Origin of the sequence: Halomonas sp. SCS19 (assembly GCF_040147015.1) — a bacterium.
GTDB classification, from domain to species: domain Bacteria; phylum Pseudomonadota; class Gammaproteobacteria; order Pseudomonadales; family Halomonadaceae; genus Halomonas; species Halomonas litopenaei.
On sequence record NZ_JAMSHN010000001.1, the window covers coordinates 2,904,746 to 2,928,064 of the forward strand.

Annotated in this window: 16 protein-coding genes; 12 read left to right on the forward strand and 4 right to left on the reverse strand. The window is 65.4% G+C overall.

The genetic code is table 11. The features are described 5' to 3' along the window. The 4 genes from smc to NFH97_RS12770 all read left to right on the forward strand — a co-directional run bounded on the left by smc (position 1) and on the right by NFH97_RS12770 (position 8,225). Entirely contained in the window at positions 1-3,498 is a 3,498-nt protein-coding gene (gene smc, locus NFH97_RS12755; protein ID WP_349624895.1) for a chromosome segregation protein SMC, read from the forward strand. 225 nt (positions 3,499-3,723) lie between these two features. Beyond that, the gene (gene zipA, locus NFH97_RS12760) at positions 3,724-5,721 is read left to right on the forward strand and encodes a cell division protein ZipA (RefSeq protein WP_287164321.1); all 1,998 of its coding nucleotides are present in this window, start codon (positions 3,724-3,726) and stop codon (positions 5,719-5,721) included. A gap of 192 nt (positions 5,722-5,913) precedes the next feature. Further along, positions 5,914-7,956 (forward strand): NAD-dependent DNA ligase LigA, encoded by a 2,043-nt coding sequence (gene ligA / locus NFH97_RS12765; RefSeq protein ID WP_349624896.1) that lies wholly within the window; start codon positions 5,914-5,916, stop codon positions 7,954-7,956. Beyond that, positions 7,953-8,225, forward strand: a complete 273-nt coding sequence (locus NFH97_RS12770; protein WP_108449937.1) for a YheU family protein — start codon at positions 7,953-7,955, stop codon at positions 8,223-8,225. Before ligA ends, NFH97_RS12770 begins: the two co-directional genes overlap by 4 nt. Positions 8,226-8,425: 200 nt before the next feature. Here the strand turns inward: NFH97_RS12770 and mnmC are convergent, their stop codons facing one another. Both mnmC and NFH97_RS12780 read right to left on the reverse strand, forming a co-directional pair. Next, complete coding sequence (gene mnmC, locus NFH97_RS12775; RefSeq protein ID WP_349624897.1) at positions 8,426-10,471, reverse strand: bifunctional tRNA (5-methylaminomethyl-2-thiouridine)(34)-methyltransferase MnmC2/FAD-dependent 5-carboxymethylaminomethyl-2-thiouridine(34) oxidoreductase MnmC1; 2,046 nt, start codon at positions 10,469-10,471, stop codon at positions 8,426-8,428. Between the two features lie 260 nt (positions 10,472-10,731). After that, a complete protein-coding gene (locus NFH97_RS12780; protein ID WP_349624898.1) occupies positions 10,732-11,031 on the reverse strand; it encodes a YciI family protein in 300 nt (99 codons plus the stop codon). Positions 11,032-11,251: 220 nt separating this feature from the next. Here NFH97_RS12780 and NFH97_RS12785 point away from each other — a divergent pair, with 220 nt between their 5' ends. Then, positions 11,252-12,256, forward strand: a complete 1,005-nt coding sequence (locus tag NFH97_RS12785; RefSeq protein ID WP_349624899.1) for a PHP domain-containing protein — start codon at positions 11,252-11,254, stop codon at positions 12,254-12,256. 79 nt (positions 12,257-12,335) lie between these two features. Beyond that, positions 12,336-12,959, forward strand: coding sequence for an L-threonylcarbamoyladenylate synthase (locus tag NFH97_RS12790; RefSeq protein ID WP_045991103.1), 624 nt, complete (start codon positions 12,336-12,338; stop codon positions 12,957-12,959). Between the two features lie 122 nt (positions 12,960-13,081). Here NFH97_RS12790 and NFH97_RS12795 read toward each other — a convergent pair whose 3' ends face one another. Then, positions 13,082-14,050, reverse strand: a complete 969-nt coding sequence (locus NFH97_RS12795; protein WP_315901234.1) for an ion transporter — start codon at positions 14,048-14,050, stop codon at positions 13,082-13,084. Positions 14,051-14,148: 98 nt separating this feature from the next. Beyond that, positions 14,149-15,030 carry a CYTH domain-containing protein gene (locus NFH97_RS12800; RefSeq protein WP_348827050.1) on the reverse strand — a complete coding sequence of 294 codons (882 nt, stop codon included), beginning with the start codon at positions 15,028-15,030 and terminating at the stop codon, positions 14,149-14,151. 135 nt (positions 15,031-15,165) lie between these two features. Here NFH97_RS12800 and NFH97_RS12805 point away from each other — a divergent pair, with 135 nt between their 5' ends. The 6 genes from NFH97_RS12805 (at position 15,166) to glrR (ending at position 23,070) form a co-directional block, all read left to right on the forward strand. Beyond that, positions 15,166-15,846: a TIGR00153 family protein gene (locus NFH97_RS12805; RefSeq protein WP_045991100.1), complete on the forward strand. Its 681-nt coding sequence runs from the start codon at positions 15,166-15,168 to the stop codon at positions 15,844-15,846. An 83-nt stretch (positions 15,847-15,929) separates the two neighbouring features. After that, positions 15,930-17,195: an inorganic phosphate transporter gene (locus tag NFH97_RS12810; RefSeq protein WP_045991099.1), complete on the forward strand. Its 1,266-nt coding sequence runs from the start codon at positions 15,930-15,932 to the stop codon at positions 17,193-17,195. A gap of 221 nt (positions 17,196-17,416) precedes the next feature. Beyond that, positions 17,417-18,727, forward strand: coding sequence for an amino-acid N-acetyltransferase (argA, locus tag NFH97_RS12815; protein WP_045991098.1), 1,311 nt, complete (start codon positions 17,417-17,419; stop codon positions 18,725-18,727). Positions 18,728-19,537: 810 nt separating this feature from the next. After that, positions 19,538-21,046 (forward strand): sensor histidine kinase, encoded by a 1,509-nt coding sequence (locus NFH97_RS12820; protein ID WP_124803404.1) that lies wholly within the window; start codon positions 19,538-19,540, stop codon positions 21,044-21,046. Continuing rightward, on the forward strand, positions 21,043-21,630 hold the full coding sequence (locus NFH97_RS12825; RefSeq protein ID WP_231498601.1) for a hypothetical protein: 588 nt from the start codon (positions 21,043-21,045) through the stop codon (positions 21,628-21,630). Before NFH97_RS12820 ends, NFH97_RS12825 begins: the two co-directional genes overlap by 4 nt. Positions 21,631-21,684: 54 nt before the next feature. After that, entirely contained in the window at positions 21,685-23,070 is a 1,386-nt protein-coding gene (gene glrR / locus NFH97_RS12830; RefSeq protein WP_045991097.1) for a two-component system response regulator GlrR, read from the forward strand. The last annotated feature ends 249 nt before the right edge of the window (positions 23,071-23,319 follow it).

A 23,319-nucleotide genomic window follows, 5' to 3' on the forward strand; every position in this document is an offset into this window, starting at 1 on the left:
ATGCGTCTGACGTCGATCCGGCTGGCCGGGTTCAAGTCCTTCGTCGATCCGGTCACGGTGCCCTTTGACGGCAACATGACCGCCATCGTCGGTCCCAACGGCTGCGGCAAGTCGAACATCATCGACGCCGTACGCTGGGTCATGGGCGAATCCTCGGCCAAGACCCTGCGTGGCGAGTCGATGACCGACGTCATCTTCAACGGCTCCACCGGGCGCAAGCCGGTGGGCATGGCCTCCATCGAGCTGACCTTCGACAACCGCGACGGCACCATGGGCGGGGTCTACGCCCAGTACGCCGAGATCTCGGTCAAGCGTCAGGTCACCCGGGACGCCCAGTCCAGCTACTTCTTCAACGGCCAGAAGTGTCGCCGACGCGACATCGCCGACCTGTTCCTGGGCACCGGCCTGGGGCCGCGCTCCTACGCCATCATCGGCCAGGGCATGATCTCGCGGCTGATCGAGGCGCGTCCCGAAGAGCTGCGCGCCACCCTGGAAGAGGCCGCCGGTATCTCCAAGTACAAGGAGCGCCGTCGCGAGACCGAAAATCGCATGCGTCGCACCCAGGAGAACCTGGACCGGCTCGACGATATCCGTGAGGAGCTGGACAAGCAGCTCGAGCGGCTCAAGCGTCAGGCCGAGGCGGCCAGACGCTACCAGTCGTTGAAAGAAGAAGAGCACCGGGTCAAGGGGGAGCTTGCGTTGTTGCGCGGACGCGCCTTGCGTGCCGCCCAGACCGAGCAGGACACCCGGGTGCGCGAGCTAGAGACCGCGGTGGAGCGCGAGGTGCTCGGCATGCGCCAGTGCGAGACCCGGCTGGAAGAGGCCCGCGCCGAGCACGATGGCCTGGCCTCTGAGCTCGACCAGCGCCAGGCACGCTTTTACGAGACCACCACTGCCATCGCCCGCCTCGAGCAGGAGCTCGAACACACCCGCTCCCGCGATCAGCAGCTGGCGCGGGATCTCGAGAGTGCCCGCCGCGAGCTCGAGGAGCTCGATCGTCTCGGCGAGGACGACAGTCAGCGCCTGCTGGCCCTCGAGGATCGCCTGGAGACCCTGGGCCCCGAGCAGGAAGAACTGGCAGAGCAACTGGCCGAGCTGGAAGCGGCGCTGGAGGAGGCCGAGCCCGCGGTGGAGGAGGCCGACGCCGAATGGGAGGCCTTCAACGAACGCTGGCGCAGCGACAGCCACGAGGCTGAACGCACCCAGGACCGACTGCGTGAGCTGGAAGCTCGGCTCGAGCGCATCGCCGCCGACCGTGCCAAGCGCCGTCAGCAGTTCGATGAATTGCCGGACCTGGCCGGCCTCAGCGCTCAGCGCGAAGAAGTGAAGAGTCAGCTGGCCGAGCACGAGGCCCGCGCCGAGGAGCTCGAGGAGCGTCGTGAACGGCTGATCGAGCAGCGCGACGCCAACCGTCGCGAGGTTGTCGAACATGACCGCGCGCGCGAGCAGGCGCTTGCCCGTCACAGCGCCCTGGGTGGCGAGATCGCCTCGCTGGAGGCGCTGATCGAGGCGGCCCTGGCCGACCACGACGAAAGCCTGGACCGGCACCTGGCCGAGCATGGCCTTGCCGAGGCGCCACGCCTGGGCGAATGCCTGAATGTCGAGCCCGGCTGGGAGGAGACGGTGTCCTGGGTGCTGGGTCCCTGGCTCAGGGCCCGCATGGCGTCGTCGAGTCACTGTCGTGAGGTGATGGCCTCGCCGCTTGCCGCCGAACTGGCACTGCTCGATTCAGAGGCCAGCGTCGACGCTGCCGGCGACAGCCTGGCGGCGAGGGTCAAGGGCGCCGGTGCGGCCGCGCAGTGGCTCGCCGGCATTCGCTGTGCGGCCTCCCGTGACGAGGCCTGGCAGGCACAGGATCGGCTCGAGGCGGGGGCCAGCCTGGTGACCGCCGACGGCCTGTGGCTAGGCCCTGGTTGGGCGCGCCAGCGGGGCGAGGGAGATGGGCCGGATGCGTTGCTGGTGAGCCGTGCCCGGCTGGACGAGGCAAGTGCCGCCCTGGCAGAGCAGGAACAGCGGCTGGCGTCAGTCGAGCAGGCCCGCGAAGGTGCCCAGGCGCTGGTCGATCAGGCCGAGCAGGGGCTCGAGCAACTGCGGCTGTCGGAGCGTGAGCTGGATCAGGCGCGTCAGCAACTGGCGGTTCAGGACAATGGTCTGGCCAGCCGGCTTGAGCATCTGTCCAGTCGCGGCGCCGAGATCCACGAGGAGCTCGAGGGCCTGGCCGAAGCCGACGAGGAAGCGCGGCTGGCCATCGAGGAAATGCGCGAGCAGTGGCAGAGCGCCATGGCCCGGCTGGAAGAGGGCGCCGAGGTACGCGAGCGTCTCGAGCGCGAGCGCACCCAGGCGCGCGAGCGGCTGGCCTCGCTGCGTACCCGCCAGCGTCCGCTGAGCGAGCGCTCCCAGCAGCTCACCCTGGAGCACCAGCGGTTGACCACCGAGCGTGCTGGCCTGGCCGAGCAGCAGGGGCGCGCGGGGGATACCCGCTCACGCCTGGAGGAGCGGGTGGCCGAACTCGAGGAAGCGCGTGAGGGGCTGCATGAGCCGGATGAGGAACGTCGCGAGCGTCTCGATGAGCTGTTGCACCGGCGCGAGCAGGAGGAGCGCCAGCTCAATGAGTCGCGGGCACGGGCGGCGGCGCTGGTCGAGCGCCTGCGCGACGACGAGCAGGCGCGGCAGAGCCACGAGCGAAATCTCGATGGCGTGCGCGAGCGTCTGCAGGAGGCGCGTATGCAGGTTCAGGCATTGGCGCTGAAGGCCGAGACCCAGGATGAGCAGCTCAGGGAACTTGGCCACGATGCCGAGGCTCTGACACAAGGGCTGGACCCCAATGCCACCGAGTCCGCCTGGCAGACCCGGCTGGAGGAGCTGGGCGAGAAGATTCGCCGGCTGGGGGCGATCAACCTGGCCGCCATCGAGGAGTACGAGCAGCAGGCCGAGCGGCGTGACTATCTCGAAGCGCAGCAGGCCGAGCTGAACGAGGCCCTCGAAACCCTGGACAAGGCGATCCGACGTATTGATCAGGAGACGCGGATGCGATTCCGCGATACCTTTGAGCGGGTCAACGCCGGCCTGCAGTCGCTTTTCCCGCGAGTCTTCGGTGGTGGAACCGCATGGTTGACCCTGACAGGCGATGATTTGCTGGAAACCGGGGTGGCCATCATGGCGCGACCTCCGGGCAAGAAGAACAGCACCATTCATTTGCTGTCCGGGGGAGAAAAAGCACTGACGGCGTTGTCCATGGTATTCGCCATCTTTCAGTTGAACCCGGCGCCGTTCTGTATGCTCGACGAGGTGGATGCGCCCCTGGACGATGCCAATGTCGGGCGCTATGCCAAGCTGGTGAAGGAAATGTCCGAGAGCGTTCAGTTCATCTATATCACCCATAACAAGATCGCCATGGAGGCCGGTGAACGACTGATGGGTGTGACGATGCAGGAACCTGGCGTCTCGCGACTGGTCTCGGTGGGCGTGGACGAGGCGGCCGCGCTGGCAGAAGCATGATGCACTTGAAAGGTGGTTATAATAGGGTTACCAAGTAAGACCATGATACTGCATGGCAAGGTAAGCAAAGGGAGTTGGAAGGGCGAATGCGAAGGGCACTGTCGAGAAGACCGGAGAAAATCCGGCGCTTGACAAATAAAAAAAGTGGCCCTTTTTTTCGCAATCACGCTATGCTGTTGACGGACAACCATCAGGCATGGCGCCTTAGCAAAGGCATGACGACCCATGGAACTAAGAGAGTGGCTGATCATTCTGGGGCTGGCACTGGTGACCCTCATCGTTATCGATGGGGCGCGTCGCCTCCAGCGCCAACGTCGCACTCCCCGCCTTGATGAGGTGCAGGGAGACGTCCTCGATAGTGGCTACGGTAGCTACGAAAGCGGCTATGGCAGTGGTCATGGCAGTCGCCATGATCAGGAACCCGCCATGGCGGCGAGCCCCGGACCCAGCGCGCCAGAGCGTCGGGAGGTGGCCTCGGTAGAGGACGACCCCGAGGAGCGTGCGCGCCAGGAAGAAATCAACTGGGAGCTGCCCAATGGAGGGGCCAGGGTCGTCAGGCCTGCGGACTTCTCCAATGTTCAGCCCAAGCCCAAGCTGCAGCGCCAGGAGCACCCCGGGCCCTCCCGGGTGTTGTCCGAATTCCGCTCCAGTCAGGCCAGTCGCGCTCAGGAGGCTGGGGACAGCCAGCGCGCCGATGGATCGTCGACCAATGACCGGCCGGCGGACACCGTTGCCCCGCGAGCCAGTCAGCCGGCACCTGCAGCCCGGGCCGAGCAGCCCACCCAGGCAGAGGGTGTAGAAGAGGGTGCAGAACAAGCGCCCGCCGAGGCAGAACCGACTCCAGCACAGGCAGAGCCGTCGGTGCGGGTCGATCAAGCGCCCGCGCAGGCCCCGAACGCTGAAAACGCTGAAGAAGTGGCCGAGCAGTCCTCCCTGTCAGACGAGCCCATGGCGGCCGACAGCCGCGAGGAGCCAAGGGCCACCAGCGAGACGACGATGGACGCTCCGGTGGACGCTGACGCCTCCACCGGCAAGACTGCCCAGGACGAACACGCGGTGCGTGACGATGTCGCCGACGCGGGTGATGGGCGCCGCGAGCCCAGCTTGAGCGCGCGTCGTGACGATGACGTCGCGAGCGAGCCCGGCGACGCTGCCATGCCGTCTCTGGCGGCGGACCCACAGGACCACGAGGAATTCGACGAGGATCAGTATCGTCTGGTGGACTTCGAGGGGATGGGAGATTCGTTGAAGGATCGCTCTCGTCGAATGGGGTCCTCCGTGCATCGTTTTGGCGCTTCGCTGCAGAAGTCGCTGGGAGAACGCCGGGAACAGAAGCGTATCGAACGCGAGAAGCGTGAGAAGGAAAGAGCCGAGAAGGCACGACTCAAGGCCGAGCAGAAGGCCGAACAAGCCAAGCTCAAGGCCGAGGAAGAAGCTCGCCGGCAGGCCGAACAGGCACAGCATCAGGCCGAACAGCAGCGTCAGCGGCAGCAGGAAGAAGGGCTGCGTCAGGAGCAGGCCGCTCAGGAGGCCGAGCGCCGCCGTCAGGAAGCCTTGCTTGCCAGGCAGGCCGCTGCCGATCAGCGTGGCGCCTCGTCGATGGAAGACGAAGCCTCGTTTGACGATGCCACGTACGACGAAGCCGCGTATGACGAAGCCGCATTTAACGAAGCAGCGGACGCCAATGTCGAAGACTCCAGGGTGCGCACCCATCCGGTGCTCGAGAAGGCCCTGCGCCACGACGTCAACGCCGAGCATGCCCGTGACAGCCTGAGCAACGCCGAGGAAATCATCGTCATCAGCGTGATGTCCCGTGACGAGGACGGCTTCCCTGGCACGACCCTGCTGGAGCTGATGATGGCCTGCGGTTTGCGCTACAGCCGAGACATGGGAATCTTCCATCGCTTCGAGACCGAGGATGAGGGCAGCGCCCTGCAGTTCTCCATGGTCAACGTGCTCAAGCCCGGGACCTTCCCGATCGAAGCCATGGACGACTTCACCACACCTGGCATCACCCTGCTGATGCCGCTGCCCAGCGCCAAGGACAGCTCGGCGGCCTTCGAGGCCATGGTCGAGACCGCGATGGTGATCGTGCGCCATATGGGGGGTGAGCTGAAGGACGAGAATCACAGCGTGATGACCGCCCAGACCGTGGAGTTTGCCCGCCAGCGGGTGCAGGAGTTCGAGCGCCGCCACCGCCTGCATCGTTATCAGGTGAACTGACCGCGCAGGCGCTGCCTGGTACGCGACGGCCCCGTGGAGACACGGGGCCGTCTGCGTTTTCCTGCTGTGTCTTGATGGGGTGGACCGGGCTTGCCTGTCGGGGGCGGTGATGTCTGGCGGTTTTCTCCCGGCGGGCATGGGGTAGAATGGCCGATCATCAGCACTTCGCACTTCGCCAGGACAAGGGTTTACATGACCACCGATGCTTCGACCCGTGACGAGGTCGCGCGGCTTCGCACCGAACTCGATGACGCCAACTACCGCTATCACGTGCTCGACGACCCACGCCTGCCCGACGCCGAGTACGACCGGCTGCTGCGTCGGCTGACGGAGCTCGAACAGGCCCATCCCGAGCTTGCGAGCCCCGACTCGCCGACCCAGCGGGTCGGTGCCAAGCCCGCCGACGGCTTCCCCGAGGTGACCCACGCGCTGCCCATGCTGTCGCTGGACAACGCCTTCGATGACGATGAGATACGAGCCTTCGTCAAGCGGGTGGCCGAGCGTATGGAGCTGGACGCCGACGCACTGTCGTTCAGCTGTGAGCCCAAGTTCGACGGCGCCGCGGTCTCGCTGGTCTACCAAGACGGTGTGCTGGTCAGCGGTGCCACACGTGGCGACGGCCGTACCGGCGAGGGCATCCTGTCCAATCTGAAGACGCTGAAGTCCATTCCGCTGCGCCTACGGGGCGAGACGCCGCCGACGCTGATGGAGGTGCGCGGCGAGGTCATCATGCGTCACCAGGAGTTCGAGGCGATGAACGAGCGTGCCCGTGAGCAGGGCAGCAAGGTATTCGCCAATCCCCGCAATGCCGCCGCCGGCAGCCTGCGCCAGCTCGACCCCAGGGTGACCGCCACGCGGCCACTCGAATTCCGTGGCTACCAGGTGGCGCGCATCGAGCCCGACGACGGCGCAAGCACCCATAGCGAACTGATGCAGCGGGTGGCCGAGGTCGGCCTGCCGGTCAGTCGCGAGCTCGAAGTGGTCAAGGGGGCGGACGGTGTGATCGACTACTGCCGCCGCCTGGGGGAGCGTCGTGAGCGCCTGGACGTCGATATCGACGGGGTGGTGATCAAGGTCGACGAGCTACGCCTGCAGCGCGAGCTGGGCTTCGTTTCGCGCGCGCCGCGCTGGGCCATCGCCTTCAAGTTCCCGGCCCAGGAGCAGACCACGACCCTCACCGACGTGGAATTTCAGGTGGGGCGCACCGGGGCGATCACCCCGGTGGCACGGCTCGATCCGGTCAGCGTGGCCGGGGTGACGGTGTCCAACGCCACCCTGCACAACGCCGACGAGATCGCGAGGCTTGGCGTGCGCATCGGCGACCGGGTCGCCATTCGCCGCGCCGGCGACGTGATCCCCCAGGTGGTCAGGGTGGTCGAGGCGGCAGGCGAAGGTCAGGATATCGTCTTCCCCGAGCGCTGCCCGGTGTGCGAGTCCGAGATAGAGCGGATCGAGGGCGAGGTGGTGGCACGCTGCTCCGGCGGGCTGGTATGCGCCGCCCAGCGCAAGGAGGCGCTCAAGCACTTCGCCTCGCGCCGGGCGATGGACATCGACGGCCTCGGCGTCAAGCTGATCGATGCCCTGGTCGAGCGTGACTGGGTCAAGACCCCGGCGGACCTGTTCAGCCTGTCCGCCGAGCGGCTGGCAGAATTGCCGCGCATGGCCGAGAAGTCGGCCAGCAATCTGGTCGAGGCGCTGGAAAGGGCCAAGGCCACCACCCTGGCACGCTTTATCTACGCCCTGGGTATCCGCGAGGTCGGCGAGGCCACCGCGGCCAACCTGGCGAGCCACTTCGGCAACCTCGATGCCCTCAAGCAGGCCGACCGTGAGACGCTGGAGGCGGTGGACGACGTGGGGCCGGTGGTGGCCGCCCATATCGCCACCTTCTTCCACCAGGCGCACAACCTCGAAACGCTGGAGGCGTTGATCGCCGCGGGGGTGCACTGGGACGAGGTCGACGTCGGCGAGCGCCCCACGCCATTGGAAGGCCAGGCCTGGGTGCTCACCGGTACTCTGGAGACCATGACAAGGGACGAGGGCAAGGCGCGCCTGCAGGCGCTGGGCGCCAAGGTGGCCGGCAGCGTGTCGAAGAAGACCCATTGCCTGGTGGCCGGCCCCGGTGCCGGCAGCAAACTGGCCAAGGCCGAGCAGGCGGGGGTCGAGGTGATCGACGAGGCGACCTTCCTCGCGCGCCTTAACGAGTGGGAATCCGAGAGTTCGGAGGAGCAAGCATGAGCCGTTTCGTCGAAGTACCCTATCGCATGTTGCCCGGGGAGACACTGGACGCCCTGCTCGAGAGTTTCGTCACCCGTCAGGGCTACGACACCACCGACACCGGAGAGGGCATGAATGGTTGGGTCAAGGAGCTCAAGGGCCAGCTCGAGCGCTCGGAGCTGATCATCGCCCACGATCTGGAGACCGAGAGCACCGAGGTGCTGACCCTGGCCCAGTGGCGATCTTTTGGCAGAGACATCGCAGATGACGAGGAAGAAGGAGACATCTGATCTGCCGATGCCCCCGGCCGCCTGACGCTTGCTGCGGCGGGTGAAAAAGACGACGGGCCGCCTTCAAGGCGGGCCGTCGGCGTCTGGGCGTTGCTGCTCGCGTCCAGCCCTGGAGCAAGCTCTGGTGCTAGCCCTGGTGCAAGCCCCGGAGCTAGCTCTATAGCCAGGCCCTGGAGCCCGCCCTTTTGCTAGCCCTGTCGCTAGCCCTGGCGCTTGCCCTGGACGATATCGCGGATCAGCCGCCGCCCCGGGTGCAGGTGGTCGGCCAGGGGGGCTTCCAGCGGCAGCGGTTCATCGCAGATCCGCGAGGCCAGCAGTTCGGCGCACAGCGGCGCGCTGGCCAGCCCCCGTGAGCCGTGGGCGGCGCTGATCCACAGGCCGGGATGGTGGCTGCTAGCGACGTCCGGCACCCGGGTGGCGTCCTTGGCCAGCACCGCGTAGTCGCGAAGCCATGCCGGCTGATCGGGCAGCGGGCCAGCGTAGGGCGTCTTGTCGGGGCTTGCGCAGCGCACACCGCCACGGCCATCGAGGTTCTCTATCGCCAGAGGATGGCCGGCCTGGCGCAGCTGGTCGAGGTAGCCCGGCAGGGTTCTGTCGAGTTCCTCCAGGTTGGCCTGGTGGTCTTCGTCGAGGGTGTCGTTGTCGCTACGCCCCGGGGCAAAGGTCGCGCCGAAGGTCAGCACGCCATCCAGCGGCGGTGCCACGTAGCCACCGGCGCAGACCACTCGCTTCGGCGCCGGGGCCTCGAGCGCCAGGGGCGCGCGGCTGACCTGGCCGCGTACCGCCTGCAGCGGCAGGCCAGTGACCTGGCTGAAGTCAGCCGAGCGATAGGCGGCGGCGACGATGACCTGATCCACCTCGATGGCGACGCTGGTGTGATCGCCCTTCAGGGCGTGGCTGCCGACAAGACGCCAGCCGCCGTCCTCCAGAGGCTCGATGCTGTCGATGCTGGCCTGGACGAAGGTCACCCCTGGCGTGCGGGCGAGCTGCTCGCACAGCTCGCGCGGCCTGGCCCAGCCTGCCAGCGGATAGTAAAGGCCGCCGTGGGGCAGCGAGAGCCCGGCGAGGCTGGAGGCCTCGTCGGCGTCGATGCCACGCACCACCGTGTGGGGAAGGCCGTGGTGATCGAGAAAGCGTCGCTGGCGACGGGCCTCGCGCTCGTTGGCACCGAGTTGCAGCACGCCACAGGCTGACCACAGGAGCTGCTCGGGGTCGAGCCGGGCGAGCCAGCGCTGGCTGTAGAGCAGTCCGCCCAGATAGACCCGGCTCTGGTGGTTGGTGTCGGCGGCGAGCTTCACGTATAGCGCGCCCTGGACATTGCCGGAGCCCCCGCTGCCGGGTCGCGAAGCGTCGATCAGGGTGACCTCGACACCACGTCGGGCCAGCGCCTCGGCGGCGCTGCAGCCGGCGATGCCCGCGCCGACAATGGCCACGCGCCGACAGGGCCGCGCCTCAGGAGGGCGAAACCAGGGGGTGTGACGTCTGCCGGTATCGTCGGGAGGCGAGTCGATTTCGCCGGCGAGCATCTCGCGCTTGCGTCCATGGCCCGGTACCTTGCGCCAGGTGAAGCCGGCGGCCTTGAGCCCGCGCTTGACGATGCCTGCGCAGGTGAAGGTGGCGAAGGTGGCGCCAGGACGGGAGTGCGTCGCCATCGCGGCGAACAGTGCAGGCTGCCACATCTCGGGATTCTTCGAGGGGGCGAAGCCGTCGAGGAACCAGGCGTCCACCAGGCCGTCGAGCAGCGCAAGGCGTTCGCTGCTGTCACCCAGGTGCAGATCGAGAATGACCCGGGGCGACAGCACCAGTCGATGCACCCCGGTGACCGCCGCCGGCCATTGACGAATCAACGCCGCCGCCTTGTCGGCCAGATCCGGCTGGCCTGCCAGGGCCCGAGTCAGATCCTCGGCGCTCATGGGATAGCGCTCGGTGGAGACGATGTGCAGCCGCGCCCCGGGGGGCGCCAGCGCCTCGAAGCTGTGCCAGGCGCACAGCACGTTGAGCCCAGTGCCGAAGCCCGTTTCACCGATCACGAAGGGGCGCTGCTCGTGCCAGGCGGCAAAGCGCTGGGGCAGCCGGTTGGCGGCGATAAACACGTGCTCGGTCTCGGCGCGACCGTCGTGGCGCGAGAAGTACACATCGTCGAAGGCACGGGAGTGAGGGCTGATTCCGCTGTCGTCCTCGCGCCAGTCCAGTTCGGCGGTAGTGGCGGCGGTCAGGGCGGGGAGGCCATCTGGAGATGATGTCACGTCGAAGATTTCCGGCTGGCGGGGCTGGTCAAGAATTGATCACTCTGTTGTCGAGGGCGTGGCAACAGGGTTACAGCAATGCGTCCGCGGCGTTTCAACAGACTTTTCCACAGACTCTGTGAACAAGCAGGCTGTGAACAAGACCTGTGCAAACAGGCTGTTCGTGAACGGCAGCCAGGACATCGCCTGTCCACGAACAGGTGCCAGAAGCAGGGTGCCCGCGATCCCGCCAGGTGCGCGGGGCAGGCACTCGGCTCGCCTCAGGGCAAGACCTTCTTGAACGGCTTGACGGTGACCGACGCGTAGACGCCGGCGATCATGTAGGGGTCGGCATCGGCCCAGGCCTGGGCGCTGGTCAGGTCGTCGAACTCGGCGACCACCAGGCTTCCACTGAAGCCGGCGTCTCCGGGATTTTCGCTGTCCACCGCCGGGTGCGGTCCGGCCAGTACCAGGCGTCCCTCATCGCGCAGGGCCTCGAGTCGAGCCAGGTGGTCGGGCCGGGCGGCCAGTCGACGTTCCAGGCTGTTGTCCACATCTTCGCTGATGATCGCGTAGAGCATCGATAGTTCCTCGATAGGGCCCGGTTGACGTTGGCCCGGGCAGACTCGCCGGGCGGTCGGATGCCGCTCTACGGCATCCTGGATGACGATCACCCGGCTCGGGGAGGCGCATGCGCGACGCGACCAGCATTGACCGCGGCAGGCGCCACGCGCACCATGGAGGCCATATTCTGTCAAAGTCGCCGCCCGGCGTCATGTCGAGGAGCCAGTTTCCTGTCCCATGCCAGCCCTTCCTGAGTCCTTCGAGGGCACGGCCCTCGCCATCGATCTGCATATGCACTCGACCGCTTCCGACGGCGCTCTTGCGCCGTCGGAACTGGTGACGCTGTGCCACGCCAAGGGGCTTTCGCATATCGCCCTGACCGACCATGACAGCCTCGAGGGGGTCGCCGAGGCCGACCGTCGCGCCCGCGAGCTTGGGCTGTCGGTGCTGCCCGCCAGCGAACTGTCCTGTCAGTGGCGGGGACTCAATATCCATGTGGTCGGGCTGTTGCCGTCGGGGCCGGGGGACATGCTGGAAGCCGGCCTTGCCGAGCAGGCCATCGCCCGCGAGAAGCGTGCCGAGACCATTGCCCGGCGACTCGAACGCATCGGCCTGAGCGACGGGCTGGCCAAGGCGCGTGCCTGGGCCGGCAGCGACCGGCCGCTCAATCGCCCCGACTTCGCCCACGTGATGGTGGCAGAAGGGCTGGTGGCGGATCTGTCCGGGGCCTTCAGCAAGTATCTTGGCAACGGCAAGATCGGTGACGTGAAGTCGCATTGGCCCTACCTGTCCGAGGTGGTGGAGTGGATCCTCGACAGTGGCGGCGTGGCGGTGCTGGCTCACCCCCTGCGCTACAAGCTGACTCGACGCAAGCGCGGCTTGCTGCTCGACGAGTTCTGTCGAGCGGGTGGCCAGGCGGCGGAGCTGGTCAGCGGCTTCCAGAACCCGGATGTCACCCGGGACCTGGCGCGACAGTTGATGGAGCGCGACCTGTACGGATCGCTGGGCAGCGACTTTCACTTTCCGGGAGGACACCTGGCACCGGGCAGCATGAGTCCGATTCCGCGCACCGCGGTGGCGCCGGTGTGGGCCCATCCGCGCCTTGCCGACTGGTTCGCCAGCGCGGCGAGTACGGACGTGGCGGGCCCTGGCGTGACAAATGCGAGCGTGGACGATGACACCCCGCGCGCCGGCCCGGAAGACAAGAGCCCCGAAGACAAGAACGCCGCCCATTCGGTCTAGTCTCAGAGGGAAGGCCCGCGCTGCGCCTCGTGCTTTCTTCGCCAACTTCTTTTGCCCGTTTGTTCGCCAGGGAGGCAACATGACCCAGTACTTTCAGATTCACCCCGACAACCCCCAGAAGCGCCTGATCGACCGCGCGGTCGAGATCATCCACAAGGGCGGAGTGGTGGCCTATCCGACCGACTCGGGCTACGCCCTGGGCTGCCACCTGGGGGACAAGAAGGCCATTGAGAAGATCAAGTGGCTCAGGTCGCTGGACGACAAGCACAATTTTACGCTGGTGTGCTCGGACCTGTCGGAGATCGGCACCTACGCCAAGGTGGACAACGCCGTCTTCCGCCTGCTCAAGGCCCACACCCCGGGCGCCTACACCTTTATCCTGCACGCCACCACCGAGGTGCCCCGGCTGCTGCTGCATCCCAAGCGCCGCTCCATCGGTGTACGGGTGCCGGACCACGAGATCTCGCGTGCCCTGCTTGAACGCCTGGGCGAGCCGCTGATGAGCGTGACCCTGATTCCGGTGGGGGAGGCGTTGCCGATGACCGACCCCGAAGAGATTCGCGATCGCTTCGGTGCGCACCTGGACCTGGTGATCGACGGTGGCGCCTGTCAGCTGGAGCCGACCAGCGTGATCGATCTGCGCGACATGCCGCCGGTCATCGTGCGCGAAGGGCGCGGCGATATCTCACCCTTCCAGGAGTAGCGCTCGACGCAAACCAGCGAAAGCATGCGGCGCATTGTCAGAAAGGCGACAGGCGAATACCGCCACGATGATGGGGTCGCGTTCCTGGCTCGCTCTCCCGGGCCGCGGTTGTGGACCCCGCCTTAGACAGAGGGCCCGCTGCGGTCGGGATTGCTGACGCCATCGTCTTCGTCATCTTCGCGCTTGGCCTTTTCTTCCTCACCGCCGTCGTCCTCCGGTTCCTCTTCTGGTTCTTCCTTCGGCGCGTTGGGGTCGGGGGTGTCCTCGTCGAGCCAGGTGCCACAGATCAGGCAGTACTTGGCACGCTGCTCGTGGCGGTCGTGGCCGCAGCCTGGGCAGGCTTCGTCGGAGTAGCGATCGGCACGAATCGAGCGGATTACCTCGGCGGAGAAGACCCCGGTGGGGACCGCGATGATCGAGTAGCCGATCAACATGACCACCACGCTGATGGCCTGGCCAAGCGGCGTCACCGGTGAGATATCGCCGTAGCCCACCGTGGTCAGGGTCACCACCGCCCAGTAGATGGCTACGGGAATGCTGGTGAAACCGGCCTCCCTCGGCTCGATCAGATACATCATCGAGGCGAAGATGGTCACCAGCATGAACACCGTGAACAGGAACAGGAAGATCTGGTGGCCGCTGCGCTTCAGCGCGTCGATCAACAGGCGTCCCTCGCCGACGAATTCCATCAGTCTCAGTATCCGGAAGATGCGCAGGCTGCGCAGCAGGCGGATGACAATCAGCGACTGGGCCCCGGGGATCAGCAGCGCCAGCCAGCTCGGCAGGATGGCGATCAGGTCGACGGTGCCGTAGAAGCTCTTCAGATAATTGAGCGGCCGCTCGAGGCAGTAGAGCCTGAGGACCAGCTCGATGGTAAAGAGGATGGTGAAGGTCCATTCGATGGCCCGGAACAGCTCGCCATACTGCATGCGCAGGCTATCGACGCTCTCCAGCACCACCACCAGCACGCTGGCCAGGATGGCGGTGATCAAGGCGATGTCGAAGCCCTTGGCCAGCCGGGTATCCGACTCGAAGATGATCTGAAAGATGCGCGTCTTGAGGCCTTCGGCGGCCGGCTTGTAGCCGTTGATCACGGGCGTGTCCTTGTGGTCTCGGGGCATTCTCCTGCAGGGATTAGGTTATCGCCTACAGGAAATGGGGCCATCGTCGGCGTTGCTCGCTATTGACGTTACTCCATCTCGACGTTGTCGGGTAGCCGGCGACCGAGTCTCAACAGGCCGGCGCCGACCTCGGCACTGAGCCAGTCGGGACGGTGCTCTGCGTCCTCGAGGGAGTCTTGCAGGTGCTTGACTTCCTCACCGACACCGGGCGCCGACGAGCACTGTGCAAGCCGCTCTAGCGTCTCCCGGGCGGTGACCATCCAGCCGCTGTCCTGGGTGTCGGCGTAGGCGTCGAGGGCGACCACCAGGCGATGCAGCAGGGTCGAGGGGCTGTCGCCGGACGGCAGCCGCCAGCCCTCCGCCAGTGCCGTCCCGCGAGCCGCCTTGCTGGTGTCCGATGGGCGCAGCGGGACGCTCTCGGCGAAGCCATCGGCCAGCTCCAGTAGCTGTCTGGCGTCTCCCCGCTTGAGCTCGAGCTCGACCTCGCGGATGGTAACGCTTAGCTCCCCCACGCGAATCTCGCCCTCGTCGAGGGCGATTTCGACCTCGCCACCATCGCTTTGCAAAAGCCACACCTCCCGCTGAAAGTCGGTGGTAAAGCAGGGGGCGAGGCGGGTCAGCAGGGTCTCGTCCAATGCCTGGATCGGCTCGAGCCCCTTGAGACCTTCCAGATCGAGGGTGTCGCCGGCCACCTTCCATTCCCATTCTCCCCGGGTGGACAGGCCACCACCGCCCTGGCCGCTGGTCTTCAGGGTCTGGCGCCACTCGTCGCCGATACGCCGCAGACGCAGGGCGACGCGGGCCTCTTTGAGATCTCCCTCAGGGGTGTCGTAGTAGGTATTGACCAGCGTCTGACGGCGGGAAGCCTCTCCGGCGAGGCGGGGGTGGCGTCGTAGCGCATCCGGGCCATCCGGCCCCAGGGCGAGTTTGAGTTCGACTTCATGGCTCATGCGGAGCGTCCTGGCAGGGATAATGGAGGGTGAATCACATCAATGTGACGTTAGTGAGGCAGTATTTTTTCCATGACGTGACAGTTTGGGGTCACTATACTGTCGCCGCCATTTCTCCAGTGTCCGTGACTCCCTATGGTGACATCAAATCCGTTTTCGGCGATGTTTGGCCGCTCCCCCTTTCAACCGCTGCTGGCCCATATCGAAAAGGCGCACGACTGCTCTGCCGAGCTGCTGCCCTTCTTCGAGGCGACCCTTAGGGGCGACTGGGATGCGGCGGCCTCGCATCGTGAAGTGATTACCCGGCTCGAACACGAGGCGGACTCGCTGAAGACCGAGCTGAGGCTGAACCTGCCCAACACCCTGTTCCTGCCGGTTTCCCGTTCGGACCTGCTGGACCTGGTCAGCGTTCAGGACAAGATCGCCAACAAGACCCGCGACATCACCGGCATCATGCTCGGCCGCCAGATGCAGGTACCCGACGCCCTGGCGACCCCGATGCGCGAGTACATCGCCACCGCCGTCGACTGTGTCGCCCAGGCGCGTCAGGCCCTCGAGGAACTCAAGGACCTGCTCGAATCCGGCTTCGGACGCAATGTCACCGAGCTGATGCAGAAATTGATCCGTGGGCTGCATGATCTCGAGCAGCGTGCCGACGAGCAGCAGATCGCCATTCGTCGCCAGCTGTTCGCCCTCGAGAAGGACCTGCCGCCGGTAGACGTGATGTTCCTCTATCAGATCATCGAATGGATCGGAGAAGTGTCGGACCGCGCCGAGCGGGTCGGCAGCCGACTCCAGATCATGACGGCGAACTGAAGACCGTCTTTCCATCCGACCGCCTGCGGGCGGTCTGACGTCATTCAGACTTTCCTCAGTCAGCAATCAAGGGATCTTCTCCCATGTCGATCATTGCCCAGCACGGTGACATCTTCATCCTACTGGCCTGCGCGTTCGGTTTCTTCATGGCCTGGGGCGTCGGTGCCAATGACGTGGCCAACGCCATGGGTACCTCCGTAGGTTCACGGGCGGTCACCATCAAGCAGGCGATCATCATCGCCGTCATCTTTGAATTTCTCGGTGCCTGGCTGGCCGGTGGCCAGGTCACCGAAACCATCCGCAAGGGCATCATCAATCCGGCCCTTCTGGAAAACGACCCCCAGTTCCTGGTCTACGGCATGCTGGCCTCGCTGCTGGCCGCCGGCACCTGGCTGCTGATCGCTTCGATGAAGGGCTGGCCGGTGTCCACCACCCATTCCATCGTCGGTGCCATCGTCGGTTTTGCCCTGGCCGGGCTCGGCATCGAGGCGGTGGGCTGGGGCAAGGTGGGCCAGATCGCCGCCAGCTGGATCGTCTCGCCGCTGCTCGCGGGCTCCATCGGTTTCATGCTGTTCAAGTCGGTGCAGCGTCTGGTGTTCGAAGCCGACGACCCGTTCGCCGCTGCCAAGCGCTATGTGCCGATGTACGTGTTCCTGGTGGGTTTCATCGTCGCCATGGTGACCCTGACCAAGGGCCTCAAGCACGTGGGCCTGCACCTTGCTCCGTTCGAGAGTCTGCTGATCGCGGTGCTCTTTGGCCTGGCGCTGATGGGCCTGGGTATCTGGCGCGAGCGCAGCATCGGCCGTAGCCAGCGCAAGACCGACTCCTTCGGTTTCGAGGGTGTCGAGCGGGTGTTCGGCGTGCTGATGATTTTCACCGCCTGTGCCATGGCCTTCGCCCACGGTTCCAACGACGTGGCCAATGCCGTCGGCCCTCTGGCCGCGGTCATCAGCGTGGTGCATGAGCATGGCAGCATCGAAGGCGCCTCGGCGGTGCCCTGGTGGGTGCTGGTGCTGGGCGGTGGTGGCATCGTGGTCGGCCTGGTGACCTATGGTCACAAGGTCATCGCCACCGTCGGCACCGGCATCACCGAGCTGACCCCGAGCCGTGGCTTCGCCGCCACCCTGGCCGCCGCCACCACCGTGGTGCTGGCCTCGGGAACCGGCCTGCCGATCTCGACCACCCACACCCTGGTGGGTGCGGTGCTGGGCGTGGGTCTGGCCCGCGGTCTTGCCGCCCTCAACCTGAGGGTCATCGGTACCATCGTGATGTCCTGGCTGATCACCCTGCCGGCAGGGGCGGGCCTTGCGATCATGTTCTTCTTCATGTTCAAGGGGATCTTCAACTAGGCAAGGGATCTTCAACTAACGGGTTGGAAAGGGGCTATAGGGCGATCATGTCGCTCACTCCTCCCCCCCACGACGGCGCCTTCGGGCGCCGTTGTCGTGTCTGGCGTCCGCAGGTGCGCAGGTGGCAACAGGGCGTAACGGGCGGGGCGGGTGTGGGTCGATAGCAGGCTCTGATATAGTGAGAACTCCTTTCTCCTTGTCCGCCGCAGCAGGTCCGGTCCTTGAACACGTCCTTTTCCTTCGTCGACTGGTTTCGCCATTCCTCGCCCTATATCAATGCCCACCGTGGCCGCACCTTCGTCGTGCTGGTCGAAGGGGAGGCGATGGCGGCGGGGCGAGGGGAGTCGCTGATCCAGGACCTGGCGCTCTTGCACACCCTGGGGGTCAAGCTGGTGGTGGCCTTCGGCATTCGCCATCAGGTACACAGCGTGCTCGAAGCCGAGGGTATCTCGCCGGTGCGCCATCAGGGGCGCTGGGTCGCCGACGAAACCATCATGGCCAGGGTCGAGCGGGTCGCCGCCGAGCAGCGCCTGTGGCTCGAGGCGCGGCTGTCACTGGGGCTGCCCAACACGCCGCTGCACGGTATCGAGTTGACCACGGTGTCCGGCAATCTGGTCATGGCCAAGCCCCTGGGGGTGCGTGACGGCGTCGACTTCCAGCGTTCCGGCGAGGTACGCCGGGTCCGCTCGGGGGCGGTCAGAGCCCTGCTCGAGCAGCACTCGCTGGTACTGCTGCCGCCGCTCGGGTTTTCCAGCACGGGCGAGGTCTTCGATCTGGACGCCGCAGAGGTCGCCCAGCAAGTGGCAGTGGCGCTGAAGGCCGACAAGTTGATCCTGCTGGGGGAATCCGACGGTCTGCGCGATGACAGCGGGCGGTTGTTGCGACAGCTGTCTCCGGCGGAGGCGCGGCCGCTGTTGGACGACGCCTCTATCGGTGAGGAGCGCGCACGCCACCTGGGAGCCGCCTGCGAGGCGGCGTCCCATGGCGTCGCACGCACCCACCTGTTGTCCTGGCGCGACGCCGACGCTCTGCTGGGCGAACTCTTCACCCGTGACGGCGTCGGCACCATGATCACCCAGCATCGCTACGAACAGCTTCGAGCGGCGGGCGTGGAGGATATCGGCGGGCTGCTGGAACTGCTGGATCCGCTGGAGAAGCGCGGCATGCTGGTCCCGAGATCCCGCGAACGGCTCGAGCACGAGATCGACGACTACCTGGTGATCGAGCGTGATGGCATGGTCATCGGTTGCGCCGCCCTGCACCGTTTCGACGACGCCAACGTCGGTGAGCTGGCCTGCGTGGCGGTGCACCCGGACTATCGTAGCGGGGCCCGTGGTGAACGCCTGCTGGCAGAGATCGAGCGTCAGGCCCGGCGCCAGGGCATCGATCGTCTGTTTGCCCTGACCACCCACACCGCCCACTGGTTTCTTGAGCACGGCTTTGTCCCCTCGGCGCTCGATGAACTGCCACCGCTGCGACGCGACGCCTACAATCATGCGCGGAAGTCGAAGGTAATGAGCAAGGCCTTGTAGGGCGTACCAGGGAAGGTGCTCGTCGACGTTTCGGCCAACCATTACGGCGTCTCCATTTGGAGACGCCGTAATTGTTTGTTAAGTAAGGATATTTTGATTTTGGCTCGTTTTGCGTCTGGATTTGGCGACGTTTGTTCAAGGCTCAGACCTCGAAAGTCGGCCATGACGCTTAAGATGGCTGTGGTTGGCAATTTTTGATAATTTTAAGTTATTGATAATAAATAGGTTGCTTTGTTTTTGGCACGGTGATCGCAATAGTCTTGGCGAGCAGGGAAGGTGGCGATCAAGTGTCGTTGTCCTTCCGGGATCGGCGGAAAAATCACTGCCCTGTGCGACTCCGACGAACCCAGCGCCTGCTCCGCGTGATGTGCGACACAAGGTTGCGATGAGACGGCACCGGCCGATCAGGCATGGAGAGGTGTCGTGAAGAGCAAGGATGCTCTGGCAAGGAAGCCGACCCCTTCGGGGGAGTCTTTCGCTCCGCCGCCCAGGCGACGGAGCCAGAACGAGGCAGGATGGGAGACCATCCAAGAGGTGAGATCAGGTTCCTGGTAACGACGATCGCACCTTGGCTTCGGGCCCTTTGGGCCACCCGAAAACCGTTCAATGGGCGGACCAGGCCATCGATTGATCTGTTTTCGACCCTTCAGTTCCCTGCGTATTCGGGCCGGCCTAGCCGGCCCCTTTTTTTTCATACGGTTTTTTGCGAAGTCGGCTGAGCGTTTGACGCGGGGGTAACGGGCCAATTCTGGTATTCTTCTGGATGGATTGATGGACGCTTCATTCACCTTCCTTCACAGAACTCTGGTCATGACCTCTGCTGCCACGCGCCGTTGGCGCCCTCGCTCGCTGTTGCAACTGGTGCTGCTGGCCTTCGTGGTGGTCATGCTGCCGCTTGGTGTGCTGATGTACCAGGCTGGTCAGGCGCTGTCGGAGCTGTCGCGGCTGGCCGAGGTCAGCGCTCGTCAGGCGGTGTCCGAGACACGTCGGGCACGCACGCTGGGGTCGCTGGCGGTGGAAATGGAGCGTGGTGCGCGCCAGTACGCGGTGATCCAGGAAGAAAGCCTGCTCGACATCTATGCCGATCGTCTGGCCGAGTTCCGTGAGTTGCTGGCGCGCCAGCGCCTGCTGCTGCCCGATGACCCCGACATCCAGGCGCTGGAACGCCTGCTCGACGAACTCGCGACCCTGCCGCAACAGCCGCCGGAGGCCTACGCGGCTTCGCTCGACGACTTTGTAGCTTTTTCCCGACACGTCGAGGGTATGCGCCAGGCCACCAACAGGCGCATCGATCTGCGCCTGGACGCCATCCGTGAACGGGCGCGACAAGTGCAGCAACGCCTGTGGTGGCAGACCGGGGCACTGGTCTCGGCGAGTCTGATGCTGATGCTGTTGTTCACCCGCTTGATCATACGCCCGGTGCGTCAGCTCGAGCGGCGCATCCTCGGCATCGGCAGTGGCTATCAGGACAGCCAGCAGCGCCACGTTCAGGGTCCTGCAGAGCTGGTGGCGCTGGGCGAGAGGCTCGACTGGTTGACCCATCGCCTGGAAGAGCTCGAAGCCCAGAAACAGCAGTTCCTGCGCCATATGTCCCATGAACTGAAGACACCGCTGGCCAGCGTTCGTGAGGGATCGGCGCTGTTGTCCGATGGCGTGGCCGGTGAGTTGAGCCCGCGTCAGCGTGAAGTGCTGGACCTGATCGACGCCAGCGGCGCCGAACTGCAGCGCCTGATCGAGCAACTGCTCGACTATAATCTGTTGCAGCACCACCGCAGTGCGGCCATCGAGCGCCTCGACATGGCCACGGTCGCACGCGAGGTGCTGGCCAAGCATCGATTGAGCCTGCAGTCCAAGGAGATGGCGGTCGAAGTGTTCTCGGGCCCGCTGCAGTGGCGTGCCGATCATCAGGCCACCGCCCGATTGCTCGATAATCTGGTGTCCAACGCCGTGGCTTACGGTGAGGATGGTGGCAAGCTGCTGATTCGCGCCCGTGCACGCCACGACAGGCTCGAGCTCGAGGTGGCCAACACCGGCGAGCCGATCGCCGAGCAGGACCGTGACCACCTTTTCGAGGCCTTCTACCAAGGACGAGCACGACGCAAGGGTGCGCTCAAGGGCTCCGGCATCGGACTCTCCGTGGCGGCCGACTGCGCTCGTCTACAGCACGGCCGGCTCGAGCTGATCGATGATCCCGAGTGGCCGGTGTGCTTTCGACTGACGCTGCCGGCAGCACCACCGGAAGATGGCCGACATTACGGCCTACATAACGATACAAGGCCCGCATTGACGGGTCAGGACGCAAGGAACCTGACGCTATGAACTCAAGGGGTGTGACCCTGACACCTCGACGCTCGCTTACCCGAGTCGTCGGCCCTGCCGCTGTTGTCAGTCTGATGCTGGTGATCAGCGGTTGCGAAATGCTGCCTATCGAGTCAGTCGGTGACGAAACACCGGCGGTCGAAGCGCTCGATCTGACCACCTGCCATGCAGAGGTGCCGACCTTTGCCGAGTCTTCTTGCATGTTGACCGACTGGATCGCCTTCGGTCTGGCCTCCCAGCGTGGCGATCGCCAGTGGCGTGACGCCATGCTGGCGCGGCTGGAAGGTCATGCGCCCGAGCAACGCCTGGGGCGTGCCGTGGCCTTGAGCTGGGGCAGCGAAGCCCAGTGGGACCAGGCGTCGGAGCTTTACAAGGCGGACCTGAGCCTGGCGCCCGTTGAACTCCAGCCCCTGCTGCGCTATTGGCTCAACGAACTCGAAGGGCGGCGCGCCCTGGATGACCGCGCCGGTCGCCATCATGGCGAGGTGGCTCGGCTACGCCAGGAAAACAAGGAACTGGCAGACAAGCTCGATGCCATGACTGCCATCGAGCAGAACATCAATCTGCGACAGCAGGCGGAATGAGAGCAGAGCACCAACCAGCGACAGCGGATGGAGTGAAATTGTGGAGACGGTGATATGAAGCAAGTCGCAGCGACCGCGAACGCCAGGACATCGGCCCATGTACTGCTGGTAGACGATGATGTCAGCCTGCTGAAGCTTCTGGGCATGCGCCTGGAAAGCCGCGGCTACCGGGTGACCACCGCCGAGAGCGGTCGCGAGGCGCTCAAACGGCTGGAAGAAGGGCGGCCGGATCTGGTGCTGTCCGACCTGCGCATGGATGAAATGGACGGCATGGCGCTGTTCCAGGATATCCAGCGGCGCATGCCCGGCCTGCCGGTGATCATCCTGACTGCCCATGGCTCGATTCCGGATGCGGTCAGCGCCACTCGCCAGGGCGTGTTCAGCTTTCTGACAAAACCGGTGGACCGCGAAGAGCTGTTCGGGGCCATCGACGATGCCCTGTCCAATACCGCTAGCAGCGGCGAAGGTGATGATAGCTGGCGCGACGAGATCATCACCCGCAGCCCTGAAATGGAGCGTATTCTCGAGCAGGCGCGGATGGTGGCGGGGTCCGATGTCAGCGTGCTGGTCACTGGACCATCGGGCTCCGGCAAGGAGCTGCTGGCCAATGCCATCCACAAAGCCAGCGCCCGCGCCGACAAGCCCTTTATCGCGATCAACTGCGGCGCGCTGCCGGAGCAGTTGCTGGAAAGCGAGCTGTTTGGCCACGCCAAGGGCGCCTTCACCGGGGCCATCAGCGAACACGGCGGGCTGTTCCAGGCGGCCGACGGTGGCACCCTGTTCCTGGACGAGATCGGCGACATGCCACTGGCGATCCAGGTCAAGCTGCTGCGGGTACTGCAGGAGCGTCAGGTGCGCCCGGTGGGCTCCACCACGTCGGTGCCGGTGGACGTGCGGGTGCTGTCGGCGACCCATCGCGATCTGGATCAGGCCATGCATGAAGGTGAGTTCCGTGAGGATCTCTACTATCGCCTCAACGTGGTCAACCTGAAGCTGCCGGCGCTCAAGGATCGCGCCGAGGACGTGCCGCTGCTGGTCAAGCATCTGGTAGCCCAGGCGGCGTCGCGCCACAAGCCCTTCGTCAAGGGGTTCTCGCCGGAGGCGCTCAATCTGCTGGCAACCTGTGCCTGGCCCGGCAATGTGCGTCAGCTGGTCAACGTGGTCGAGCAGTGCGTGGCACTGTCCAGTGCGCCGATGATCCCGGAAGCCCTGGTGGCCCAGGCGCTGGCGGCGGAAGACAACGCCATGCCGACCTTCAACGACGCTCGCGCAGGATTCGAGCGTAGCTACCTGGTCAAGGTGCTGAAGATTACCGAGGGCAACGTGACCCAGGCGGCGCGCATCGCCGGACGTAACCGTACCGACTTCTACAAGCTATTGTCCCGCCACGAGCTGGAACCCGCCTCGTTCAAGCCGGGGGTGGCAAGCCCTTCTCGCTAGCCCGATGGGCAGGCTTGGTCCGATGGGCCGAGCCCCCGAAGATCCCCGCTCCGGCCCCGTCCGGCTGCTTCAGCCGGCGGCGGTTCGCCGCCAAGGTGCCGCCGGCAAGGTGCCGCCGGCAAGATACCGACAACCTAGGCGCTGTCCGAAAAGTCGACGAGCGAAGGTTAGACAAGGCAAAAATCGGTGAGAAAGCGCAGTTTACGGGGTGTAAATGAGCATTTTGATCCGATTTTTAACGCTGTATTA